21 protein-coding genes and 1 pseudogene are annotated in these 18,533 nt (G+C 33.7%); 8 read left to right on the top strand and 14 right to left on the bottom strand.

Features of this window, described 5'->3' with window-relative positions:
• Positions 1 to 96 precede the first annotated feature (96 nt).
• Positions 97 to 1,095 carry a radical SAM protein gene (locus tag H0Z29_05680; protein MBO8130992.1) on the top strand — a complete coding sequence of 333 codons (999 nt, stop codon included), beginning with the start codon at positions 97 to 99 and terminating at the stop codon, positions 1,093 to 1,095.
• Positions 1,092 to 1,727, top strand: coding sequence for a bifunctional 4-hydroxy-2-oxoglutarate aldolase/2-dehydro-3-deoxy-phosphogluconate aldolase (eda, locus tag H0Z29_05675; protein MBO8130991.1), 636 nt, complete (start codon positions 1,092 to 1,094; stop codon positions 1,725 to 1,727). Before H0Z29_05680 ends, eda begins: the two co-directional genes overlap by 4 nt.
• 46 nt (positions 1,728 to 1,773) lie before the next feature.
• Here eda and H0Z29_05670 read toward each other — a convergent pair whose 3' ends face one another.
• The 10 genes from H0Z29_05670 to H0Z29_05625 form a co-directional block, all read right to left on the bottom strand.
• Positions 1,774 to 3,669, bottom strand: a complete 1,896-nt coding sequence (locus tag H0Z29_05670; protein ID MBO8130990.1) for a T9SS type A sorting domain-containing protein — start codon at positions 3,667 to 3,669, stop codon at positions 1,774 to 1,776.
• Positions 3,670 to 3,679: 10 nt separating this feature from the next.
• Complete coding sequence (locus tag H0Z29_05665) at positions 3,680 to 4,171, bottom strand: hypothetical protein (GenBank protein ID MBO8130989.1); 492 nt, start codon at positions 4,169 to 4,171, stop codon at positions 3,680 to 3,682.
• Positions 4,172 to 4,278: 107 nt separating this feature from the next.
• A complete protein-coding gene (locus H0Z29_05660) occupies positions 4,279 to 5,292 on the bottom strand; it encodes a hypothetical protein (GenBank protein MBO8130988.1) in 1,014 nt (337 codons plus the stop codon).
• On the bottom strand, positions 5,289 to 5,807 hold the full coding sequence (locus H0Z29_05655; protein ID MBO8130987.1) for a PIG-L family deacetylase: 519 nt from the start codon (positions 5,805 to 5,807) through the stop codon (positions 5,289 to 5,291). The genes H0Z29_05660 and H0Z29_05655 overlap by 4 nt, the downstream gene beginning before the upstream one ends.
• Entirely contained in the window at positions 5,780 to 5,974 is a 195-nt protein-coding gene (locus H0Z29_05650; protein ID MBO8130986.1) for a PIG-L family deacetylase, read from the bottom strand. Before H0Z29_05650 ends, H0Z29_05655 begins: the two co-directional genes overlap by 28 nt.
• Positions 5,934 to 6,680, bottom strand: coding sequence for a glycosyltransferase family 2 protein (locus tag H0Z29_05645; GenBank protein ID MBO8130985.1), 747 nt, complete (start codon positions 6,678 to 6,680; stop codon positions 5,934 to 5,936). The genes H0Z29_05650 and H0Z29_05645 overlap by 41 nt, the downstream gene beginning before the upstream one ends.
• Positions 6,665 to 7,312, bottom strand: a complete 648-nt coding sequence (locus tag H0Z29_05640; protein ID MBO8130984.1) for an SGNH/GDSL hydrolase family protein — start codon at positions 7,310 to 7,312, stop codon at positions 6,665 to 6,667. The genes H0Z29_05645 and H0Z29_05640 overlap by 16 nt, the downstream gene beginning before the upstream one ends.
• 5 nt (positions 7,313 to 7,317) lie before the next feature.
• Entirely contained in the window at positions 7,318 to 7,476 is a 159-nt protein-coding gene (locus H0Z29_05635) for a hypothetical protein (protein ID MBO8130983.1), read from the bottom strand.
• On the bottom strand, positions 7,473 to 8,450 hold the full coding sequence (locus H0Z29_05630) for a Gfo/Idh/MocA family oxidoreductase (GenBank protein ID MBO8130982.1): 978 nt from the start codon (positions 8,448 to 8,450) through the stop codon (positions 7,473 to 7,475). The genes H0Z29_05635 and H0Z29_05630 overlap by 4 nt, the downstream gene beginning before the upstream one ends.
• Before the next feature lie 13 nt (positions 8,451 to 8,463).
• Complete coding sequence (locus tag H0Z29_05625) at positions 8,464 to 8,883, bottom strand: YjbQ family protein (protein ID MBO8130981.1); 420 nt, start codon at positions 8,881 to 8,883, stop codon at positions 8,464 to 8,466.
• A gap of 165 nt (positions 8,884 to 9,048) precedes the next feature.
• Here H0Z29_05625 and H0Z29_05620 point away from each other — a divergent pair, with 165 nt between their 5' ends.
• Complete coding sequence (locus H0Z29_05620) at positions 9,049 to 9,612, top strand: phosphatase PAP2 family protein (protein MBO8130980.1); 564 nt, start codon at positions 9,049 to 9,051, stop codon at positions 9,610 to 9,612.
• The gene (locus tag H0Z29_05615; GenBank protein MBO8130979.1) at positions 9,605 to 9,748 is read left to right on the top strand and encodes a hypothetical protein; all 144 of its coding nucleotides are present in this window, start codon (positions 9,605 to 9,607) and stop codon (positions 9,746 to 9,748) included. Before H0Z29_05620 ends, H0Z29_05615 begins: the two co-directional genes overlap by 8 nt.
• Here H0Z29_05615 and H0Z29_05610 read toward each other — a convergent pair.
• Positions 9,745 to 11,580 (bottom strand): bifunctional homocysteine S-methyltransferase/methylenetetrahydrofolate reductase, encoded by a 1,836-nt coding sequence (locus H0Z29_05610; protein ID MBO8130978.1) that lies wholly within the window; start codon positions 11,578 to 11,580, stop codon positions 9,745 to 9,747. The genes H0Z29_05615 and H0Z29_05610 overlap by 4 nt on opposite strands.
• 433 nt (positions 11,581 to 12,013) lie before the next feature.
• Between H0Z29_05610 and H0Z29_05605 the strand changes: the two are divergent.
• The 4 genes and pseudogenes from H0Z29_05605 (at position 12,014) to H0Z29_05590 (ending at position 14,897) form a co-directional block, all read left to right on the top strand.
• Positions 12,014 to 12,134: pseudogene (locus H0Z29_05605) on the top strand (helix-turn-helix domain-containing protein).
• 47 nt (positions 12,135 to 12,181) lie between these two features.
• Positions 12,182 to 13,531, top strand: a complete 1,350-nt coding sequence (locus H0Z29_05600) for a hypothetical protein (GenBank protein ID MBO8130977.1) — start codon at positions 12,182 to 12,184, stop codon at positions 13,529 to 13,531.
• Positions 13,532 to 13,534: 3 nt separating this feature from the next.
• Positions 13,535 to 14,221: a DNA modification methylase gene (locus H0Z29_05595; protein ID MBO8130976.1), complete on the top strand. Its 687-nt coding sequence runs from the start codon at positions 13,535 to 13,537 to the stop codon at positions 14,219 to 14,221.
• The gene (locus tag H0Z29_05590) at positions 14,211 to 14,897 is read left to right on the top strand and encodes a DNA methylase (GenBank protein MBO8130975.1); all 687 of its coding nucleotides are present in this window, start codon (positions 14,211 to 14,213) and stop codon (positions 14,895 to 14,897) included. Before H0Z29_05595 ends, H0Z29_05590 begins: the two co-directional genes overlap by 11 nt.
• A 521-nt stretch (positions 14,898 to 15,418) precedes the next feature.
• Here the strand turns inward: H0Z29_05590 and H0Z29_05585 are convergent.
• From H0Z29_05585 to H0Z29_05575, 3 genes are all read right to left on the bottom strand, one after another.
• Complete coding sequence (locus H0Z29_05585; GenBank protein MBO8130974.1) at positions 15,419 to 16,219, bottom strand: hypothetical protein; 801 nt, start codon at positions 16,217 to 16,219, stop codon at positions 15,419 to 15,421.
• Positions 16,220 to 16,372: 153 nt separating this feature from the next.
• Positions 16,373 to 17,056: a hypothetical protein gene (locus H0Z29_05580; GenBank protein MBO8130973.1), complete on the bottom strand. Its 684-nt coding sequence runs from the start codon at positions 17,054 to 17,056 to the stop codon at positions 16,373 to 16,375.
• Between the two features lie 342 nt (positions 17,057 to 17,398).
• Positions 17,399 to 18,424, bottom strand: coding sequence for a hypothetical protein (locus H0Z29_05575; GenBank protein ID MBO8130972.1), 1,026 nt, complete (start codon positions 18,422 to 18,424; stop codon positions 17,399 to 17,401).
• Positions 18,425 to 18,533: the final 109 nt, after the last annotated feature.

Below are 18,533 nucleotides of genomic sequence, written 5' to 3'. Positions count from 1 at the left end.
ATGTATTGTTTTTGTCACTATAAAAATATATTAAGTATGTTATTTCTTACTTTTATGACTATTAAATTAAATTTCTCTTTGAAATTCTGAGTATTTATGAGAATAAAAAACCTTACATCTGGTGGCATAATAACAAATTACAGCTGTTTATCTCAGTGTGCACATTGCTTATATAATTCATCTCCTTTTAGAGAGAAAGATTTTATGACCATTGAAATGGAAATAAAGGTATTTAGAAAAATAAAGGATTTGGGTTGTAATTATGTGCATATTGGAGGTGGGGAACCTTTTTTGAATCCTGAAAGTTTGTATAGGGTTTTAAAAGTTGCAAAGAAGGAGGGGATTTCTGTTGAATATGTTGAAACCAATGCATCATGGTTTAGGGGAGTTGATAGAGATTATGATATCTTAAAGGGATTAAAAGATACTGGAGTTGATACAATTCTAATTTCAATAAGTCCATTTCATAATGAATATATTCCTCTGGAAAGAGTCAGGGAGTTAATAATTGCTTGTGATCATGTGGGTATAAGGATACTACCATGGATTATAGAGTTTTATTATGAAATTGAGAAATTGGGATATGGAAAACATTCACTCCAAGATTTTGAAAAATTCTATGGTAGGGACTATATAATGAAATTGCCTGAGAGATACTGGATTAAAATGCTGGGTAGAGCAGGGATTACTTTTAAGAGATACATGAAAAGTTTTTCAGTAAATCAAATACTTGAAAAATCAGGCCCCTGTATAGAACTTTTAAATACAACTCATTTTCATATAGATTTGTATGGAAATTATATACCGGGTTTATGTGCTGGAATTGGGCTAGATTTTAATGACATAGATTATGGATTTTATAGAAATAAGTATCCCCTTGTTAATATTCTGTTAGAAGAGGGTGTAAGAGGGCTGTATCGGACAGCTACTACTGAGTACAATTATAAAGCAAAAAATGAATACCTCGATAAATGCGATTTATGCCAGGATATCAGAAGGTTTTTTGCGAGAAATAATTACTTTTTAAGCGAATTAAAACCTGTTAAATTTTACGAAGAAATTGAAAGATATGAAAAGTTAATGGAGGCGAAATGAATATTAAAGAGCAAATTGAAAAATACAGAATAGTACCCGTGATAGCGATTGAAAATGCAGATGATGCACTTACGCTTGCGGATAGTCTTATTGAGGGAGGATTGCCAATCATAGAGATTACTTTTAGAACTGCCGCAGCAGGAAAGGTTATTGAAATATTGAAGAGGGAAAGATCAGAGATGATTATTGGTGCTGGGACGGTTCTAACAGTGGATAACTTAAAGAGGGCAATTGATAGTGGTGCTTCCTTTGCTGTGGCACCTGGTTTAAACAGAAATGTTGTGGAGGAAGCTTTGAAGCTGGGATTTAATTTTATGCCCGGGGTTATGACTCCATCAGATGTAGAGTTAGCTTTAAGTTATGGTTTGAACATTTTAAAGTTTTTTCCCGCTGAGGTAGCAGGTGGTGTGAATTATTTAAAAAGTATGTCAGCTCCCTATAAGCATACAGGGGTTAAATTCATTCCCACTGGTGGCATAAATACTGGTAATTTGAAAGATTATCTGTCTTGCAATGTTGTACTGGCTGTGGGCGGTACCTGGATAGCAAAAAAGGAGGATATATCGGCACACAAGTGGAATATAATTAAGAATAGATGTAAAGAAGCTCTTAAAATTTTAGAAAAGGCATAGATAATCGATGACCCCTTTTATAATTAATGTTTTTATTATTTGAGGGCTATTTTATAAAGAGTACCTTCCTATAGATTTTGTTTTTGTTTGTGTTTAAAATAATAAAGTAAATTCCTGATTCTATTTCTTTGCCATAATAATTCTTACCATTCCATATATGTGTATATTTTCCTGCATTCCTTTTTCCATTAACGATATCCATAATTTTTCTACCTAGAATATCATAGATTTCAATTTTTACAAATATTTGTTCAGGAACAGTATATTCTATTTTTAAATTCTTATTAAAGGGATTCGGGTAGGCATTTAATTCTAATTGTTTCAACATGGTTGTATTATTATCATCAATTGCCACATCACCTACAATTAAAGCTGGAATATCCTCTGTATTGTCGAGTATGTGTTCATACTCGTATGGCACTTCGAGTTGACATGATGGTGTTGAAGAATAGTTGCTGTTTCCAAAATAATTATCTATTAATTCTACGGTACCTTTTTTTGGACTATATGCCATCATTACAGCTGTTCCTACGTTAAAAAAGTAATTCCTCTCAATTCTTACGCATGCACCCATCCTGGAATTAATTGCCGTACCACAGTTTTTATAATAATTATTAAATATATGGGCTTTCCCAAATCTTATCGATGGTAGTCTTGATTCACAATTATAAAAATAATTATGGTGGAAAGTGACTCTTATTAAGGTATCAGCTACCTGCTGATCTCCAGAACTAATAAGAATGGTTTTATAGTGGTCATGGAATTTGCACCAGGAAACCGTTATGAATGATGACTGGTTTTTTATATCAAGCAGACCATCATAATAATCCTTATCATGTTCTCTATCTGAGAAGAATTTGCATTTATGAATCCAGATGTTTTTAGATGCACCATTAATTTCAACCGCATCTTTTGGATGGACATGGGAGACCTTTATATTTTTTATAATTACGTTTCGAGCTCTGTTTATTGAAAGACCAATCCCCTCAAGGTGTGCATTATCACCGATACCTATTATAGTTTTGTTTGATGATACAGATATTTCTCCTTCACCTATAAAATGTTCAGAGAATGATACAATATAGGGATCAGGGTGTGATAGATAGTACTCGAGTTGATCAATACTATTGACAAATACACTATCTCCCAACATGCCTCCGATGGTATAGTATGGGGTACCATTGTCATCCTGTACTGTCGCATAACCGACTAATTCAGGGTCGGGTTTTGTCCCGATAGGCAGAAAAATTGCTTCAACAGTGACATTTTTGTTTATTTTAAAAGAAAAAATACTATCAGCAGAAGTTACATCACCCGACCAGCTCTGGAAAAAGTATCCCGGGTTTGGAATAGCAGTTAATATGATCATTGTCCCTTCTTCATAATAATCCCTGACCGGTTCATATGATACTATACCACCTTCTTCAATATTCTGGCTAACTTTCAATGTATAGATATTTACACAATCGATTGGTTGTACACCTTCGCCAGAAATTGAGATGTAGTCAATATTTGCAAGTCCATCTTGGGAGTATGCCTCCAGTCTTATATTGTTGTAGCCTTCTGTTAAGGTTACACTTACGCTATCTGATATAGTCCAGTTATCCCAGGTGCCGGTATGGGCAAAGTTCACGGTATCAATCGCTATTTGCAAATTTATAAGTAGCTTGGCCGGACGATCACCACTGCCACCGCCATTGCCATATCTCCATTTAAGATAATACGTCCCTGCCTTTGTTATATATACACTCCAACTGACGCTTTTCCCAATGCCTCTATCGGTATCGGCGTATCCATCACCTGTATATCCTCGGACACTTGTCTGAATGGAGCCGTCGACAGAACAAAAGCCAGTTTCATATTCTTGAATGATTATCTCATTCCCAACTAGGAGGTTTAAGAAAAAAGTTAAAATAAAAATGATTGATAGATTCCTTGGCATTTTACCCCTCCTATTTTATAAATGGAATTTTAATGCTTTTTGTGCCCATCTCAGTGTTAATAGATACAAGGTATATGCCACTATTAAGATTTTTCTTATACGCATTGAAAATGTATTTATATGATCCGGAATTTTGGAAACTATTTACAAGGGTGGATACTCTTTGTTTTTTTATATTAATGGTGGCTGCACCCCAATCAGAATTGTGTTCCTGCTTCCAGTATGCTCTGGCAATAGATTGTGTTATAATAGTACCTTCTCTACCTTCTCCAATTAAAATAATTTTGCTTCGTTCGATGAATATTTTTTCCTCATATATTCCATTTTTAATAAGGATTACATAATAATCATCGGTATTTGAAGGAGCTTCGTTAAGTGCCTCTTGAATAGATGTATAATTCCCACTGCAGTCTTGTGAGCTACAATGGCATCTATTTCTTCGGCAAAATAAAAAACGGTTAGAAGTAATGGTAAAGTAATATTTACATATATATTTTTTCATGTTAGTCTCCAATTATTCAGTTTTTATCAAATTCACATTCGATTATTAATTATACCTATTTGAATTATATCTTCAATTTAATTTTATTAAGCGGTGATATTATTTATTTAGTGGTTGGATTCCTTTATCACTGAAGATAGGGTAGATCTAATTTCTTCGGGACTAATAAGGAAGTAGGGTATGTCCCGAAAAGGAATATTACTGATGTAGAAGGTGCCACTAATAATGCAGTATGGTTTAGGCGAAAATTTGAAGAATTTAGTGATGATCCAGTCGTGTAGAGGTTCATAATTTGCTCCGCCTGTTCCATGGATGAAAATATCTGTTATATATAATCTCATGTAGGTTGTTATAAGAACACTTCTGGGTAGTAAAATTACATCTTTATCAATGTCCTTTATAAAGCATCTCTGCCTATTATTTCCTTTTAAAATCCAGAAAGGCAACTCATTTTCATCAAGCTTTGGATAAGGAAAATTTTTAAATCTGAACCTGTATTCTTTTTTATATATATCTAATGATTCATTAAAAATCTTTCTGAAGGAATTATGGTTTTTTATTATATATTCAGTAAAGTTTTCGTAGCCAGGGTTTTTAATTATATTGCTAAAAAATTCTACAGGTAGATTTATCCTGTAATATTCAAGAAATGATTCGACAAGGACATCTTTTAAAAACGAGTATTTTTTTGAATTTTCAATAAATATATTTTTAAATCTTTTAAAATTGTTGATATAGAAGTTATATATACTTGTGTGATTTTCAAGTATCTCTTCAATTTCCACCAGGAATTTTTTTATATATGAGATATCAGGTGTTTTGAAGTTATCCATTATTTCCTGACTATTTACCAGTGTGAACGCAATTGTATTAGTTTGATCTATTGGTATTTTGACGACGAGTTTAATTGTATCAGTGTCAAGGAATATAATTTTCTTATTTTTAGCTTCTATAAGGTCTAAAAATAAAAATTTCAGTGAGACACCTGGATTGAAGAAGTATGGCTGATGGCTTGTTATTATTCTATCATAGTTAGCTAACCAGTTTTTTATCATATTGTATTCAGGGATCATTAAGATTGATTTGTCGTTATCGGGCGGTTTAAGAAGTTTTTTCTTCATAAGATTGTGTCAATATCTTCTATTTTGAGCGCTTCCTCGGAATAGAAAGCTTCAGCAAACTTTGCTCTGATTAAAGATCCCCAGTAACTGTTTTGTGAAGATATTGACCTGAATATGCCCCTGTTTTTTATATTTTCTATAAATTGTGACCGGTAGCAGGCGACTGATTTTATTTTTTTGGAAAAATATTTTGAAATATCAATCAAGAAACTGAATGGATGATTTATTCTTAGATGAGTGCAAAAATAGAAAATTAAATTAGATGCATAATGTGGTTCACCACTCATATCGGTTCTGGTATATTTTGAGTAAAATCTTGCACTTTTTACTATTGAATGGGTTGCTATGTGATCCGGGTGTGCGTCCTGATAGTAAGGGCAAAATAATATATCCGGTTTGAAAATTCTTATTTGTTCGGCAACTTTTATTCTGGTTTCTTTAGAGTCTATAAGATACCTGTTCTCAAGTCCAAGATTGATTCTCCGTTTTAGACCGAGAATCTTTGAAGCTTCCATTGTCTCCTTCTTCCTTTTTTCGGGGTGCCACAGGGGGTTGGCTCTCCACTGGTCATATCAACTACAATTACCTCATGCCCCTGATCTATAAATTTAATAATACTTCCTCCCATTCCCAGTTCGGCATCATCTGGATGTGGACTTATTATCATTATTCTGCTTTTCATAGATTTCCTCAAGCTTTCTTTGTATAATGTTTAAATAGTACAATAATCTATTTCTGGGATTGTCCAGCCCATCAAGGAATTTTCGATTCATATCATGATAAATAGCCTCAATGGGAATTTCCACATAATTTACTTTTTGTCTTACTATTTCAAATAATATTTCAAGAGCTATACCGTAGCTATTTTCTTTTAAATTAGCATTTTTAAGAAAATTGGTTTTATAGCCACGAAATCCACAAAAGGGATCGGAAAATTTTTTATTAAGCTTTATTTCCAGGACTCTTGAAATATACCTATTAATTATTAATCTGTCTTTGGGTATATTAAGACAGCTTCCTATCTGCAGGTATCGTGAACCAAGTACAACATCATATTCATTTAGCTTATCGATAAATACAGGTAGATATTTTGGATCATGTTGCAGGTCTACATCAACTGTCACAACTATGTTAAATTTATCTTTTAAAGAATAATTGAAGCCTGTTATGAGGGCAGCTCCATAACCTTTTCTCGAAGGGTGTCGGATGCAATCGCAGTCGGTGTCTAAATTACATATTTCTTTTAAAATTTTAGAAGAAAAATCTGTAGACCCATCGTCAACGAACAGGATGGGTCCCAAATAATTCTTTCTTATAGCTTTATAATATTCAAGTAAGTACTTCTCTTCGTTATATACAGGTGAAATTACAACTATTTTACGCAACATTTTAATCTTTCCCAGATTGTATTTGCTATTTCCGTTTGACCATTTGAATCTGGATGCAATCCATCGGTATAATTTTGCGTTGATACTGATTTTAACAGCGAGATAAATTCTACTTTCTTTCTTTTTGCAAGCTTTTCATATTCTTTATTCAGTTTGTATAAAGAATTCTTTGTGTTCTGATTATATTTTTTCTGTTTATTTAATTCAGACATGGTTTCAAGGTTTATATCGCAGGGAGATAGAAGATAGATTTTAACATCGGGTATTGATTGCTTTAGCATATCTATCATCCAGCTTACATTATTTACACAATTTTCCACAAGTGAGTCATTCCCATCCTTAAGATCATTTACTCCGAGGAATATCATAAAAATATCGGTGTCTTTGTTATTTTGAATCACAGGAATTAATTCATGTTTGTCTGAGGTTTTTCTACCATTTCTGCCTGCATTTACAACTGTGATTTTGTCATTTTGCTTATCTAGGTGATAAACCCAGCTTTTCCCATTGAGGTATGTTCCTGCAGTGATTGAATCACCGAAGGCAACAATTTTTAGCGGGTTTCTGGAGCAAAGAGTAAACATTAAAATAAATGAAAACATTAAGGAAATAGTGAACAGAGAATTTTTCATTATTTTTAACTCCTTTTTATAAAATTCATTTCATCTTTTAAAACTTTTTCAATTCCTCTGAAGTTTAGCATCATGCCATCTGAATATGCAGTTACAAATTCGGTAGCTGAAGTTTTTGTTAAGAGGAAAATTAAAACTATAGGTACGAGATAAATTTTTTTCATTGTTCTCTTTCTTGTTTATTTTTACCTGACAGTGCTTTTTCAAAAAACTCAAGGTCTTTTAAAGCTTCCATGGGGGAACCAAGGTCATTTGGTTTCTGCCCGGTTACGATTTTATAAAAGTCTATAAATTCATAATTAAAGGAATTTTCAAAGGTCTCTTCCGGAAATTTGATTAAATCATCATTGAATTGCAGGTAATCATAGCCAATTTTCAGTGTCCCCCTGTCGCCAAATATTAAAAATTCTTCTTCACTGTTTAGACTATAAAAAACGGTATAATGCCCTGTTGCGCCGCTTTCAAATTCAAATACCGAAGTAATGAAGTCATATCCACCGAGATAGCCTGATATATTTTTAGTTATAGCTTTAACATTTTTTATTTCTCCTAGAATCAATCGCATAGATGCTACATTGTGTACACCTCCATCGGAGATGAATCCACCTAAGTGTTTGGGCATCTTGCGCCAAGCAGTTTTTGCATATGGGTTGTTTATATCCAATCCGTTAAAGATTATCCATGACAGGTGTAATGGATTGCCAATTTTATCCTGTTTGATTAATTCTTTAGCCTTGTGAAATGATTTAAAATGCCGATAGTTTTCAGCTATATAAATTACTTTATCTGTTTTTTGGGATAACTCAACAATTTTTTCCCCGTATTCTAAGTTGTGGGCTACTGGTTTCTCGCAAATTACATGAACGTTGTATTTGATAGCATTTTTAATGAATTCATAGTTTAAGTTAACAGGTAGTGCAAGATCAACAGCATCTACCAATCCTGATTTGAGCATTTCTTCCATGTTATCAAATACCTGGGCAGTGCCTACCGTTTTAGCAAGTGCTACGGCATTTTTCTTTGTTCGAGATGTTACAGCAGTTATTTCAAATAAGTCTGTTAGCTCCTTAAGTGCTGGATAGTGGAACTCTTTTACAACTATACCTGAGCCTACAATACCCAATCTAATTTTACTCATTTTAGCCTCATACTTATTCGCCAATTATTTTTATCAAATATCGTTTTGGTCTACAGCCATCAAATTCACCATAAAAGATTTGCTCCCAGGGACCAAAATCGAGTTTACCGTTTGTTATAGCAACGACAACTTCTCTGCCCATAATTGTTCTTTTCAGGTGAGCATCACCATTATCTTCCCCTGTACGATTGTGCATATATCTACTTATTGGTTCATGGGGAGCAAGTCCTTCAAGCCATCTTTCAAAGTCCTGATGTAAACCTCTTTCATCATCGTTAATAAAAACACTGGCTGTGATGTGCATCGCATTAATAAGACACAGTCCTTCTTTCACACCGCTTTCTTCAACAGCTTTTTCAACCACTGGAGTTATATTGATAAATGCTCGTCTTGTGGGGGTGTTTACTGTGATATACTTAGTATATGATTTCATTTTCTCCTCCTTTTGAAAATTTTAACGTTTGTCAACTTGAAAAAATATAAATTGTTTTTGATAAAATAAAAGTGAAAAAGCTATCTGGTGGGTTAAATATGTAATAAATAGTTTGTTTTCCTTTGTCATATTTTATAATTTAAAATCAATGGAATTTTAATTTTTATGAGTAAAGTAATTTTATTAGATAAAAAATTATTTAGTCTGATAAATAGAGGCTTATCAAGTTCTTTCTTTGATTTTATTATGCCTGTTTTTTCAAACCCGGTTTTCTGGATTCCTGTTATGCTGTTTTTTATAATTTATGGTATTTTAAAATTTGGAAAGAGGTTTAGATATACCATCTTAGTAACAATAATATCAGTTTCTCTATCAGACATCTTCTGTGCAAGAGTATTAAAGCCATCTATAAAAAGATTAAGACCATCACATGGGTATCCTTCTGCGATAGTTAGAGGGAAGAGGGGTGGTAAATATGGTTTCCCATCGAACCATGCAGCAAATGTAACAGCTTTAACGGTACCATTTATTTTTCATTTCAATTTTATTATAAAAATTCTGCTTATTCTTATAATCTTATTGGTTGGTTTTAGCAGGATTTACCTCGGGGTACATTATCCTCTTGATGTTTTCGCAGGATATTTTATAGGGATATTATTTGTGTATATTAGTAGCCAGCTTTTAAAAATGATAAAAAATACAATAAAAGATGGTAGTAAAAATGGCTGAAGAAAAAAACCTCAGATTGGTAAAGAAAAAGAAGAGAAGGAAGTTTAAAATTTCTCCTGGAATGCAAACTGCAATATTGCTATTACTGGCGGGAATTATTTTTTATGTACTTTTATATTTCGTTTGGGGATGTTAAATAATCTCTTCTAAGATTCTAATTGGGATTTCAACTCTTCCGAAAGGCATTGAAATCTGTACGCCGTGAACAATTTCTCTGATGTTTTTAATTATTTTTATGGCTTCCTGGAGCCCTATTTCTAAAGCTTCCTCTTTAGTTTCGGCATTTTTCATTCTTTTCATAATATCGTCTGGTATGGTAATGCCAGGTATTTCGTTGTTCAGGAATTCGGCATTTTTATAGCTTACAAGTGGCCAGACACCTGCGATGATTGGTATTTTATAATTCTCTATTCTTTTATAGAAATTATAAAATGTGTCCAGATCGAATACGGGTTGGGTAATTGCAAATTCTGCACCGGCTTTTATTTTCCATCCGAATCTTTCGAGTTCATAGTCCAGACCTACAGCTCCGGGATTGACTCCGACACCGATGAAATATTCAGTTTGAGAACCGATGAAATTTCCACCAATATCTATTCCCATGTTCAAATTTTTAGCTATATTTACAAGCCCAATTGAATCTACATCAAATACTGCTGTGGCATCAGGATAATCTCCCATCTTTGGTGGATCACCCGTTATTATTAAAAGATTTCTAATTCCTATTGAATGGAGACCAAGTAAATCCGACATTATCCCAAGGAGATTTTTATCTCTACAGGTATAATGCAGTATGGTTTCTATCCCTGCTTCATCCTGTAAAATTTTTGCAAGGTAACTTGCTCCCATTCTTGCAAGAGCCCTTGGACCATCGGGAATGTTTATTGCATCAACACCTGCCTCTTTTAATCTTTTTGCCTTTTCAATTTCCTTTTCTGAGTTTATACCTTTTGGGGGTACCATCTCGACACTGGTTACAAATTCCCCCTGTTTTAATTTTTTAGCGAAATTTGATCTTTGCTCGAGTGGTACAGGCTTCAGTCTTGCTATCTCCTTTTTGACCTCAGTAATTTCCACAAACCTTTTCCTTGGTATTAGTGAATGAATTGCTTTTCTCATCTCCTTTATATGTTGGGGAGTGGTACCGCAACAACCACCTACAATTTTTGCGCCCATATTGACGTATCTTTTTGCGTATTCTGCCATGTACTCAGGTGAGACAAGGTAAATGTTTCTTCCATCTACATTCCTTGGGACTCCGGCATTTGGCTGTACGGAGATAGGTTTTTTGGTAACCTTTAGCATCCGTTTGACAACTTCAAGCATTGGTTGAGGACCAACACTACAATTGATTCCGATTACATCAGCACCAGCCTCCTCAAGTTTTTTTGTAAATACCTCAGAGGGTGTCCCATAGTGAGTATTACCGTCTTCATTCACTGTCATCTGAGCAATAATAGGGATATCAGTTAAATCTTTTGCAATAGAGATTGCCTGCAGAATTTCATTTACATCGTAGAAGGTTTCAAAAATAAGTAAATCTACGCCACCATCAATTAGTGCTTTTATCTGTTCTTTAAAAGCATCTTTTGCCTCATCGATAGGTGTAGGCCCTATTGGTTCTATTTTTACACCAAGAGGGCCGATAGATCCTGCAATCCAGGTATCATCTTGTGCAACTTCTTTTGCAATCTCTGCTCCTCTTTTATTTATTTCATATAGTTTGTCTACAAGTCCGAATTTTGCGAGTTTATATCTGTTTGCACTGAAAGTATTTGTTTCGATTGCATCTGCCCCTGCCTTTATATATTCGCTATGTATTTCTTTTACAAGCTCAGGATTGCTTAAGTTTACCTCATCAAAGCATCTGTTTATAAAAATTCCCTTAGAATATAGCATTGTTCCCATAGCTCCATCGAAGAGAACTGTATTGTCTTTTAAATATTCTAAAAAATTAATCTTACCCATAAAGCCTGCCTCCAGTAAAGTTGTTGCAAAGTTATAAAAATTTTTTTAGTGAAAAAATGGATTATGTGAAATTGTTTGGATTTTATCCCTGGTTGTTATTGAGATATATTTTGTTTTTAAGAGAAGGAAAGAAATATTTTAGTTTTTAATTTACAAAGTTTTTAAAAGATAAGATATTTTTCAGGAAGTCTTTTTTTAGTAAAAAGCCTACTCAAGATAAGTGCTTTCGTCAGCCTATGTCCCGATTATTACCGGGACAAAAAGGAATATCTATTCCTACTTGCTAACCTAATGAAAATCAATATTTCATTAATTTGTTATTATTTCCTTAAAATGGAAAATATTGTAAAATTTCATACAATTTTCTTGACTTTATTTTAATTGATTTGTATAGTATATCCAGATTCTAAAGAATTATCATAGGGAATTAGCAATGAAAACAGACATTATGACTATAAAAGAAATTGCTAATTATTTAAAGATGACCAAAAAGACTATTTACAGGCTTGCTAAAGAAAGAAAAAATCCTCTCTTTTAAAGTCGGTGGCAATTGAAGATTTAAAAAAAGCTATTTATAAATGGATAGAAAGGAATAGGTATAGTGAAACTAGTGAGCGAAATAAAACGAAATGAAATGCTAACATCTCAAGTTAATTATTTTAACCATACAGATATTTTGCAGCTTTTTAGAGAATTACAAATTGATAAGAGTTGGTCCTTTAATGAATTAAAACCAAAAGATACAGGTAAATGGACACATTGTTATCATCGATATCCAGCAAAATTTATTCCTCAATTGGTAGAAAGGTTAATTGATGAATATATAACTACTAAAGATGCTCATATTAATGATCCTTTTATGGGTAGTGGAACGACAATTGTTACTGCTATCTCGAGAGGATTTAAAGCAAGTGGAACGGACATAAATAAAATAGCTTATTTAATGACAAAGGTAAAGTCTACACCAATTGATCCTAATTATCTAGAAAAGAAAATAGAACGGACTTTAATTAGACTATCTGGACTATTTTCTAAAGATATTACTCCATTAATTCCAGAAAGACATATCGAAAGAATAAATTATTGGTTTGATGAAAAAAACAAAATTGAATTGGGGAAAATTTTGAGGGTAATTTACGAAGAATATGACGAAATTATAAGAGATTTCTTATTAATAGCTTTTAGTCATATTTTAAAGAATTGTTCTATATGGCTTCAAGGAAGCACTAAACCTACAAGAGATTTAAAAAAAAAGCCTGCCGATCCATTGGAAGTGTTTAGAAGACATTTAAAAAAGATGCAAAAGGGGAATGAAGAATTTTATAAAGTAGTGCCTCAAGAGGTTAGAGAAAATCTAATAAAATATTTAAACATAAAAGCACAAGATGCTAAAAAACAGCCTGTTGAGGATAATAGTGTAGATTTAATTGTTAGCTCAAGTCCTTATGTAACCAGCTATGAATACGCTGATTTACATCAACTTTCTACTATCTGGTTGGATTTTGCAGATAATTTGACGGCATATAAAAAAAAGTTCATTGGTTCTGCTTACAAGCTTTCAGAAAAGAGAAAATTGAAAAGTATTATAGCTAAAAATATCGTTGATAAAATGAAGCAAAAGAGTAAAAAGATGGCTAAAGAGATCGAGACTTTTTTTATCGATATGCAAGATGTATTTGATGAAAGTTATAGGATTTTAAAAAGAGGGGGACGATGTTGCTATGTAATTGGTAATACTGTATTGAAAGGTATAAGCATTTTAAATGCTGAAGTTTTTTCAGAGAGTTTACAATATTCAGGGTTTAAATTGGATAAAATCATAAAAAGGGAAATCCCCCTAAAAATACTTCCTCAAAAAAGGGATGAAAAGACAGGGAGATTTGCTAATAATGATAAAGCAAATTCAGAAGCCTACCCCTTTGAATATATTATAATTGGCTTAAAGGAGTAAAAAATGAATTTCGAAGATTTAAAGAATTTATATTTAAAGAAAAAAAAGAAGTTTGGAGTAAACGCATACAAGCATATTTCGGAATTATTAAAAGAAGCAAAAGAGATTCATAGACAAGACTGGTTAAAGAATCCTACCCCAAATGGAGATCATGAACAAAGCTGGAGAGCATTTAAGGGTAAAAATCTAGAAAAGTTAGTTCAATATATTATTACTGATGAAGTTGAAGAACTTGGGTTAAAAGTTGTTAATGGAAATAAATTAGAAAGAACAATAAATTTATCTAAAGAGCTGAGTCAAGTGAAAAGGAACTTAGCAATTGATTATGGTGAATTTGGCTTGCATCTACCAGATGTTGATATAATTATTTATAATCCAGAGAATTGTAAGGTTTTGGCTGCTATTTCAAGTAAGGTGACCTTGAGAGAACGGATTGCCCAAACAGGTTATTGGAAGCTTAAACTTTCACAGGATAGAGCAACCGAACACGTTAAAGTTTACTTCATTACCCCTGATGAAGATGGAACTCTAACACGAAAAGTTCCTCCTAAAAAAGGGAGAGCTATCGTTGAGATAGATCTAGATGGAAGTTATGTTTTAACTGATGAAGAAGTTGAGGAAAGTGATAAAGTAAAACTCTTTGAACATTTCATTGATGATCTAAAAAAATTACTGGAGAATGAGAAATAATAATAAGCCTCCATTTGAAACCACAACTCTTTGGGACTATCCAACACAAAATTATGGTAATAGACCTCACGGAGACAATAAATATAGAGGAGTAACTCCTGCATTCGTTATTTGGAATTTAATTCAGAGATACACCAAAGAAGGTGAATTAGTAGTAGATCCAATGTGTGGGAGTGGAACTACTATTGATGTTTGCAAAGAGGAAAAACGAAAGGTTTTAGGTTTTGATATTGTTCCTTATAGGAAGGATATAAAACAAGCCGACGCTAGAAGATTACCATTAAAGAACGGGGTAGCAGATTTTGTTTTTATAGATTCACCTTATTCAGACAACATTAGGTACAATGACCGCCCAGACAATATTGGTAATATTTCTTGTGAAAATCCCAGATTTTTCGAAGAATTAGATAAGGTTGCAAAAGAAGCACATCGAATTTTAAAGAAAGGAAAGTATATTGCTTGGCTTATTGGAGATCAAGCAAAAAAGAAAATATTTGTACCAGTAGGATTTAAGATGTACTCTATTCTCGAAAAATATTTTAAACCAGTAGATATTGTCTGTGTGGCAAGACATAATCAGACTTCAAATACTCCCATCTGGCATCAAAGAGCTAAAAAGTATAATTTCTATTTAAGAGGATTTAAGTATTTAATAATAATGCAAAAAATTAAATAAATCCCACCTAATCATTTTACATTTTTAGGAAAAAGTAGCGAATGAATTAAATATCGATTTTTATTAGGGTAATTGGTGGGAATAGATATACCTCTTTCCTGTTTCGACTAAGTTAAAACGCAATCTTACGATGACACCTGTCTGGTGTGTTTTTTTAAAAGATACATTTATCATTAATAGATTTATCTTTTTAATTCAAATCCAGCTCTGTTAAAATGAAGACTTCTTCTCCTTCTTTAACTATAAAAAGTCTTTCATAATAGAAATCGGAACAAAGCCAACGAGGGTAAGAATCTTTGGGAGCCTGTAAAATGGAGAGCAGGCACGGATCATAGGCAATCCCGATGTTAATCAATAAGAACTGAGACTACGGGGCGTATGCGCAAATACTTCCTTATTTATTGTATTTCCAAATCTCAAATGCAATGTTGGAAAATTGTCCATAAAGGGTAACCATATTTTTATTTCGAACTAAATCATAAGGGCAAACCATGATGGTAGCGAGGCATTGAGCTTCGAGATTATTTCAATAAATGCCATAAACAAGCCTCCTTAAATACACATTCATTACATCTTGATATATTTCCACAGATATTTCTACAACCCAGATTTTCATCTTCTCCACAATGACGCCATATCACAATGTCAAGAATGCCTGGATTTTCTGCTAATCTCAACTTTACATCTGGAATCTGTATGTATACATCATCACAGAACTTTTCACAAAGTGCTACTACGATTTTCTGGAAAAATTTATATTTCTTTTCATATGTTTCCGAAAACAAGGTTAACACATCATCGTTATTTTTCTTTAGATACCACTGAATTATGCCTGTTCTAAATAAAAAACGTTGAGTATGCCTGTCAACAGGTAAATGTTCATAAAAACCATGGGATTTGAGAAAATCATCATCGCTTTTTAATCCCATACGAGGTATGTGATTGTTATCTTCATGCAGTTTAATTACCCAAACAGCAATAGAGTTGCTTTTTAAATACTGTAAAATATCTCTCAACTTCTGTATTTTCCTGTTTGACATTCCCAAAGTATCCAAGTTTTTCTCAACGTTTTTTGTACTCCATTCTCCAATTACTTCTTTAATGTTATTGATCTGTATTTCTACTCCCTTTGCACTTTTCCCCTGAACAAGTAATTGAGCAATTACATCTTTCAATAACTCCTGTTGATCTTCACAGGACAATTTTCTACTCTCTATTTTGTGTCTCCATTCCAATCCCTTTTTAATTTCTTCGTTAAGAACCCCCTTATACTCATCCAGAAGGGTTTTAATTCCGCTTTTATAGTCGATATTGATCATCATATTTACTTCACTACTTTGTGAAATAACTGAAGCCAGATGTCATATAACGATCCGGACATATCCGAAGTTTAAAGCAAAGCGAGGAATTTGAACGGAGGCGAAACCGAAGCCATATACACTCTGGTATACGCCGTTGCTATTCTTATGGTAATTTTAAGATACTGCTGTTGGTTCAAGTATAGATTTCAATGTATCGGAAAGGTCGTTTTCTAATTTCTTCCCACCCGTAGCACTGTCCTCGTATTGTATTCTTCGAATATGTGCCAGATCAAATGGGAACTTGGGATCCTTTCCTCTTCCACGTTGATAGATCAAAATTGTCTCTTTACCAACTGTATGTGCAATTCCTAGCTCATACATCACATTGGGATTCAAATCAGTAAGGTCGGCAATAACGATTCGTGCTTCACAGATTGCTTTCCAAATATCTTGAATTATCGCTTTATTAGTTTTGAAATCATCAGCGCGACGGCAAACTAAACCTGTCGCCTCAACCGTGGGCTTGATAATGGAAGTATAGACCCTTGTTAGATCCTCAGCAAAAGGCATAAGTACGAAAGCTAATCGCTCATCTACACTATATGATGCAGGACCAAATAATGGATTGATTTGTATAAGACTTGTCATCTTTATTACCCTCTGAAATTCGGAATCAACATGAGCAACAGCAATTGCCTCTAATGCTGGCCGCCGTTGTACTTCCTCTTGTTCGAGCAACGCGCTTGGGAAAACGATCAGAAACGGGTCCTCAAGGCCAAATTCCCATCGAGCACTACCTAATGCTTGCTGTGGGGTTAGTTGCTTTTCAGGAACATAAATAAATAGAGAGGACGGCATCCCAAAGTGACGCTGCGCAAGGATGAAAAGGTTGTTCTTGTCCAAAAGCGCTACTAAGCTACAAGTTAACAAACTTCTTACAACTGCTCTCTGAAGATGACGCTCCTGTGAAATGCCTTGGACTAAGGTTCCGAATTCGTCTAATAGTTTATTGACTTTCTGTTTAAGTTTTGCAGGCATATTCCCACCTGTAGTTCGTGTCCCTTTATGCATCATGGTTTATAACCTCCATTCCATTACAAGCAATGGCGTATAAAGGTTTTCGGATAATAGAAGTTGCCGAAGACAATTTAGGTGAAGCATAGCGAAGCCTTTTATTCACCGTTAGAAGCAGTGCCAAGTTTAAAATTTTTCAATGTATTTTTTTAACTTAGCCAATACCAAATCATTGCTTAAGTCTTCGTCATATTTAAAGTAGATAAGATCTATGCCCGAAGATTTGCATATATCTCTTTTCTTTTTATCTCGTGCCTTTAATTTCTGCAGAGCTTTTATACCACCCCAGTGATCCACTGGCTCAAAGTGCTGTATACCTTGATACTCAATACCTACTTTTAGTTCTTTAATAAATATATCAAGTTCTAATCCTTGAAGGAATTCAGAGCGATAGTGTCTTATAACAGTCATGTCTTGGAAAAGAGACTGTACGATGTAATACAGAATGGTTTCGCTAGTCCAGGATTCCCCGATTTTTCTATGCCCAAATTTTTGTCTTACCTCGTTTTCAATGATATTCCAAACGCGCCTGTTCTGTTTTTGAAATTTCTTCCATAACCTATCTGCCTCAGCAGGGTTGGTTTCTACTAATTCCTGATAACGTTTGGGTGTTTCTATAGGGTCGAGCTTGATAATTTCTAGTATTTCCCTTGGACATACCTCAGGAAGTACACGGTTTGATATCGGTTCAATACCAAATTCGTATGCCTGTTTATTTATGTACCACCCATAGTTTTGCTTAAATGCGCCTCCATACATTTCGTGACAGTAACGATATTTTGGGATAACCCCATTACACTCGTGACAAAGATTGTTTTCAAATAGAAGGTGATTAATTACTTTATAGTTATTTTGTACATTGTGCTTCATCAAAATGTCAACTAGAGCTCGTGGAAAGTACATAGAATCCAAAACGAACATTCTGCCAGGGTCTGTATTTAGTGGAATCGGCTTCGATATCCGGAACCTCAGATAGTTTTCGATTGCCTCTTTCGCGCATGAACACAAGATAATGGGAGAAACTTCTGTTTGCCGAAAACCAAAAAAAGCCCCGTAGAATCCAGGGTAGAGCACTATTGGAAGTGGAAGATTCTCCCTATCAATAGTATTGTCTCTGTATACAATCTCTTTACGACCTACTTTATTTGTCATAGTTCACCACAACATTTTCAGATATCAAAATAGGCGTTGCGTCTAGCGGTTAAGGCTATATGTCGTTTTAATAGCATATAGCCTGTGTTATCAATTGGGTTTTGTAGTT

The sequence above is a fragment of the Candidatus Neomarinimicrobiota bacterium genome (assembly GCA_017656425.1).
In the GTDB taxonomy this organism is placed as follows: Bacteria; Fidelibacterota; UBA2242; order UBA2242; family B5-G15; genus JACDNV01.
The sequence above is the reverse complement of the archived record's forward strand: the minus strand, read 5'-3'. Positions and strand labels throughout refer to the sequence as shown.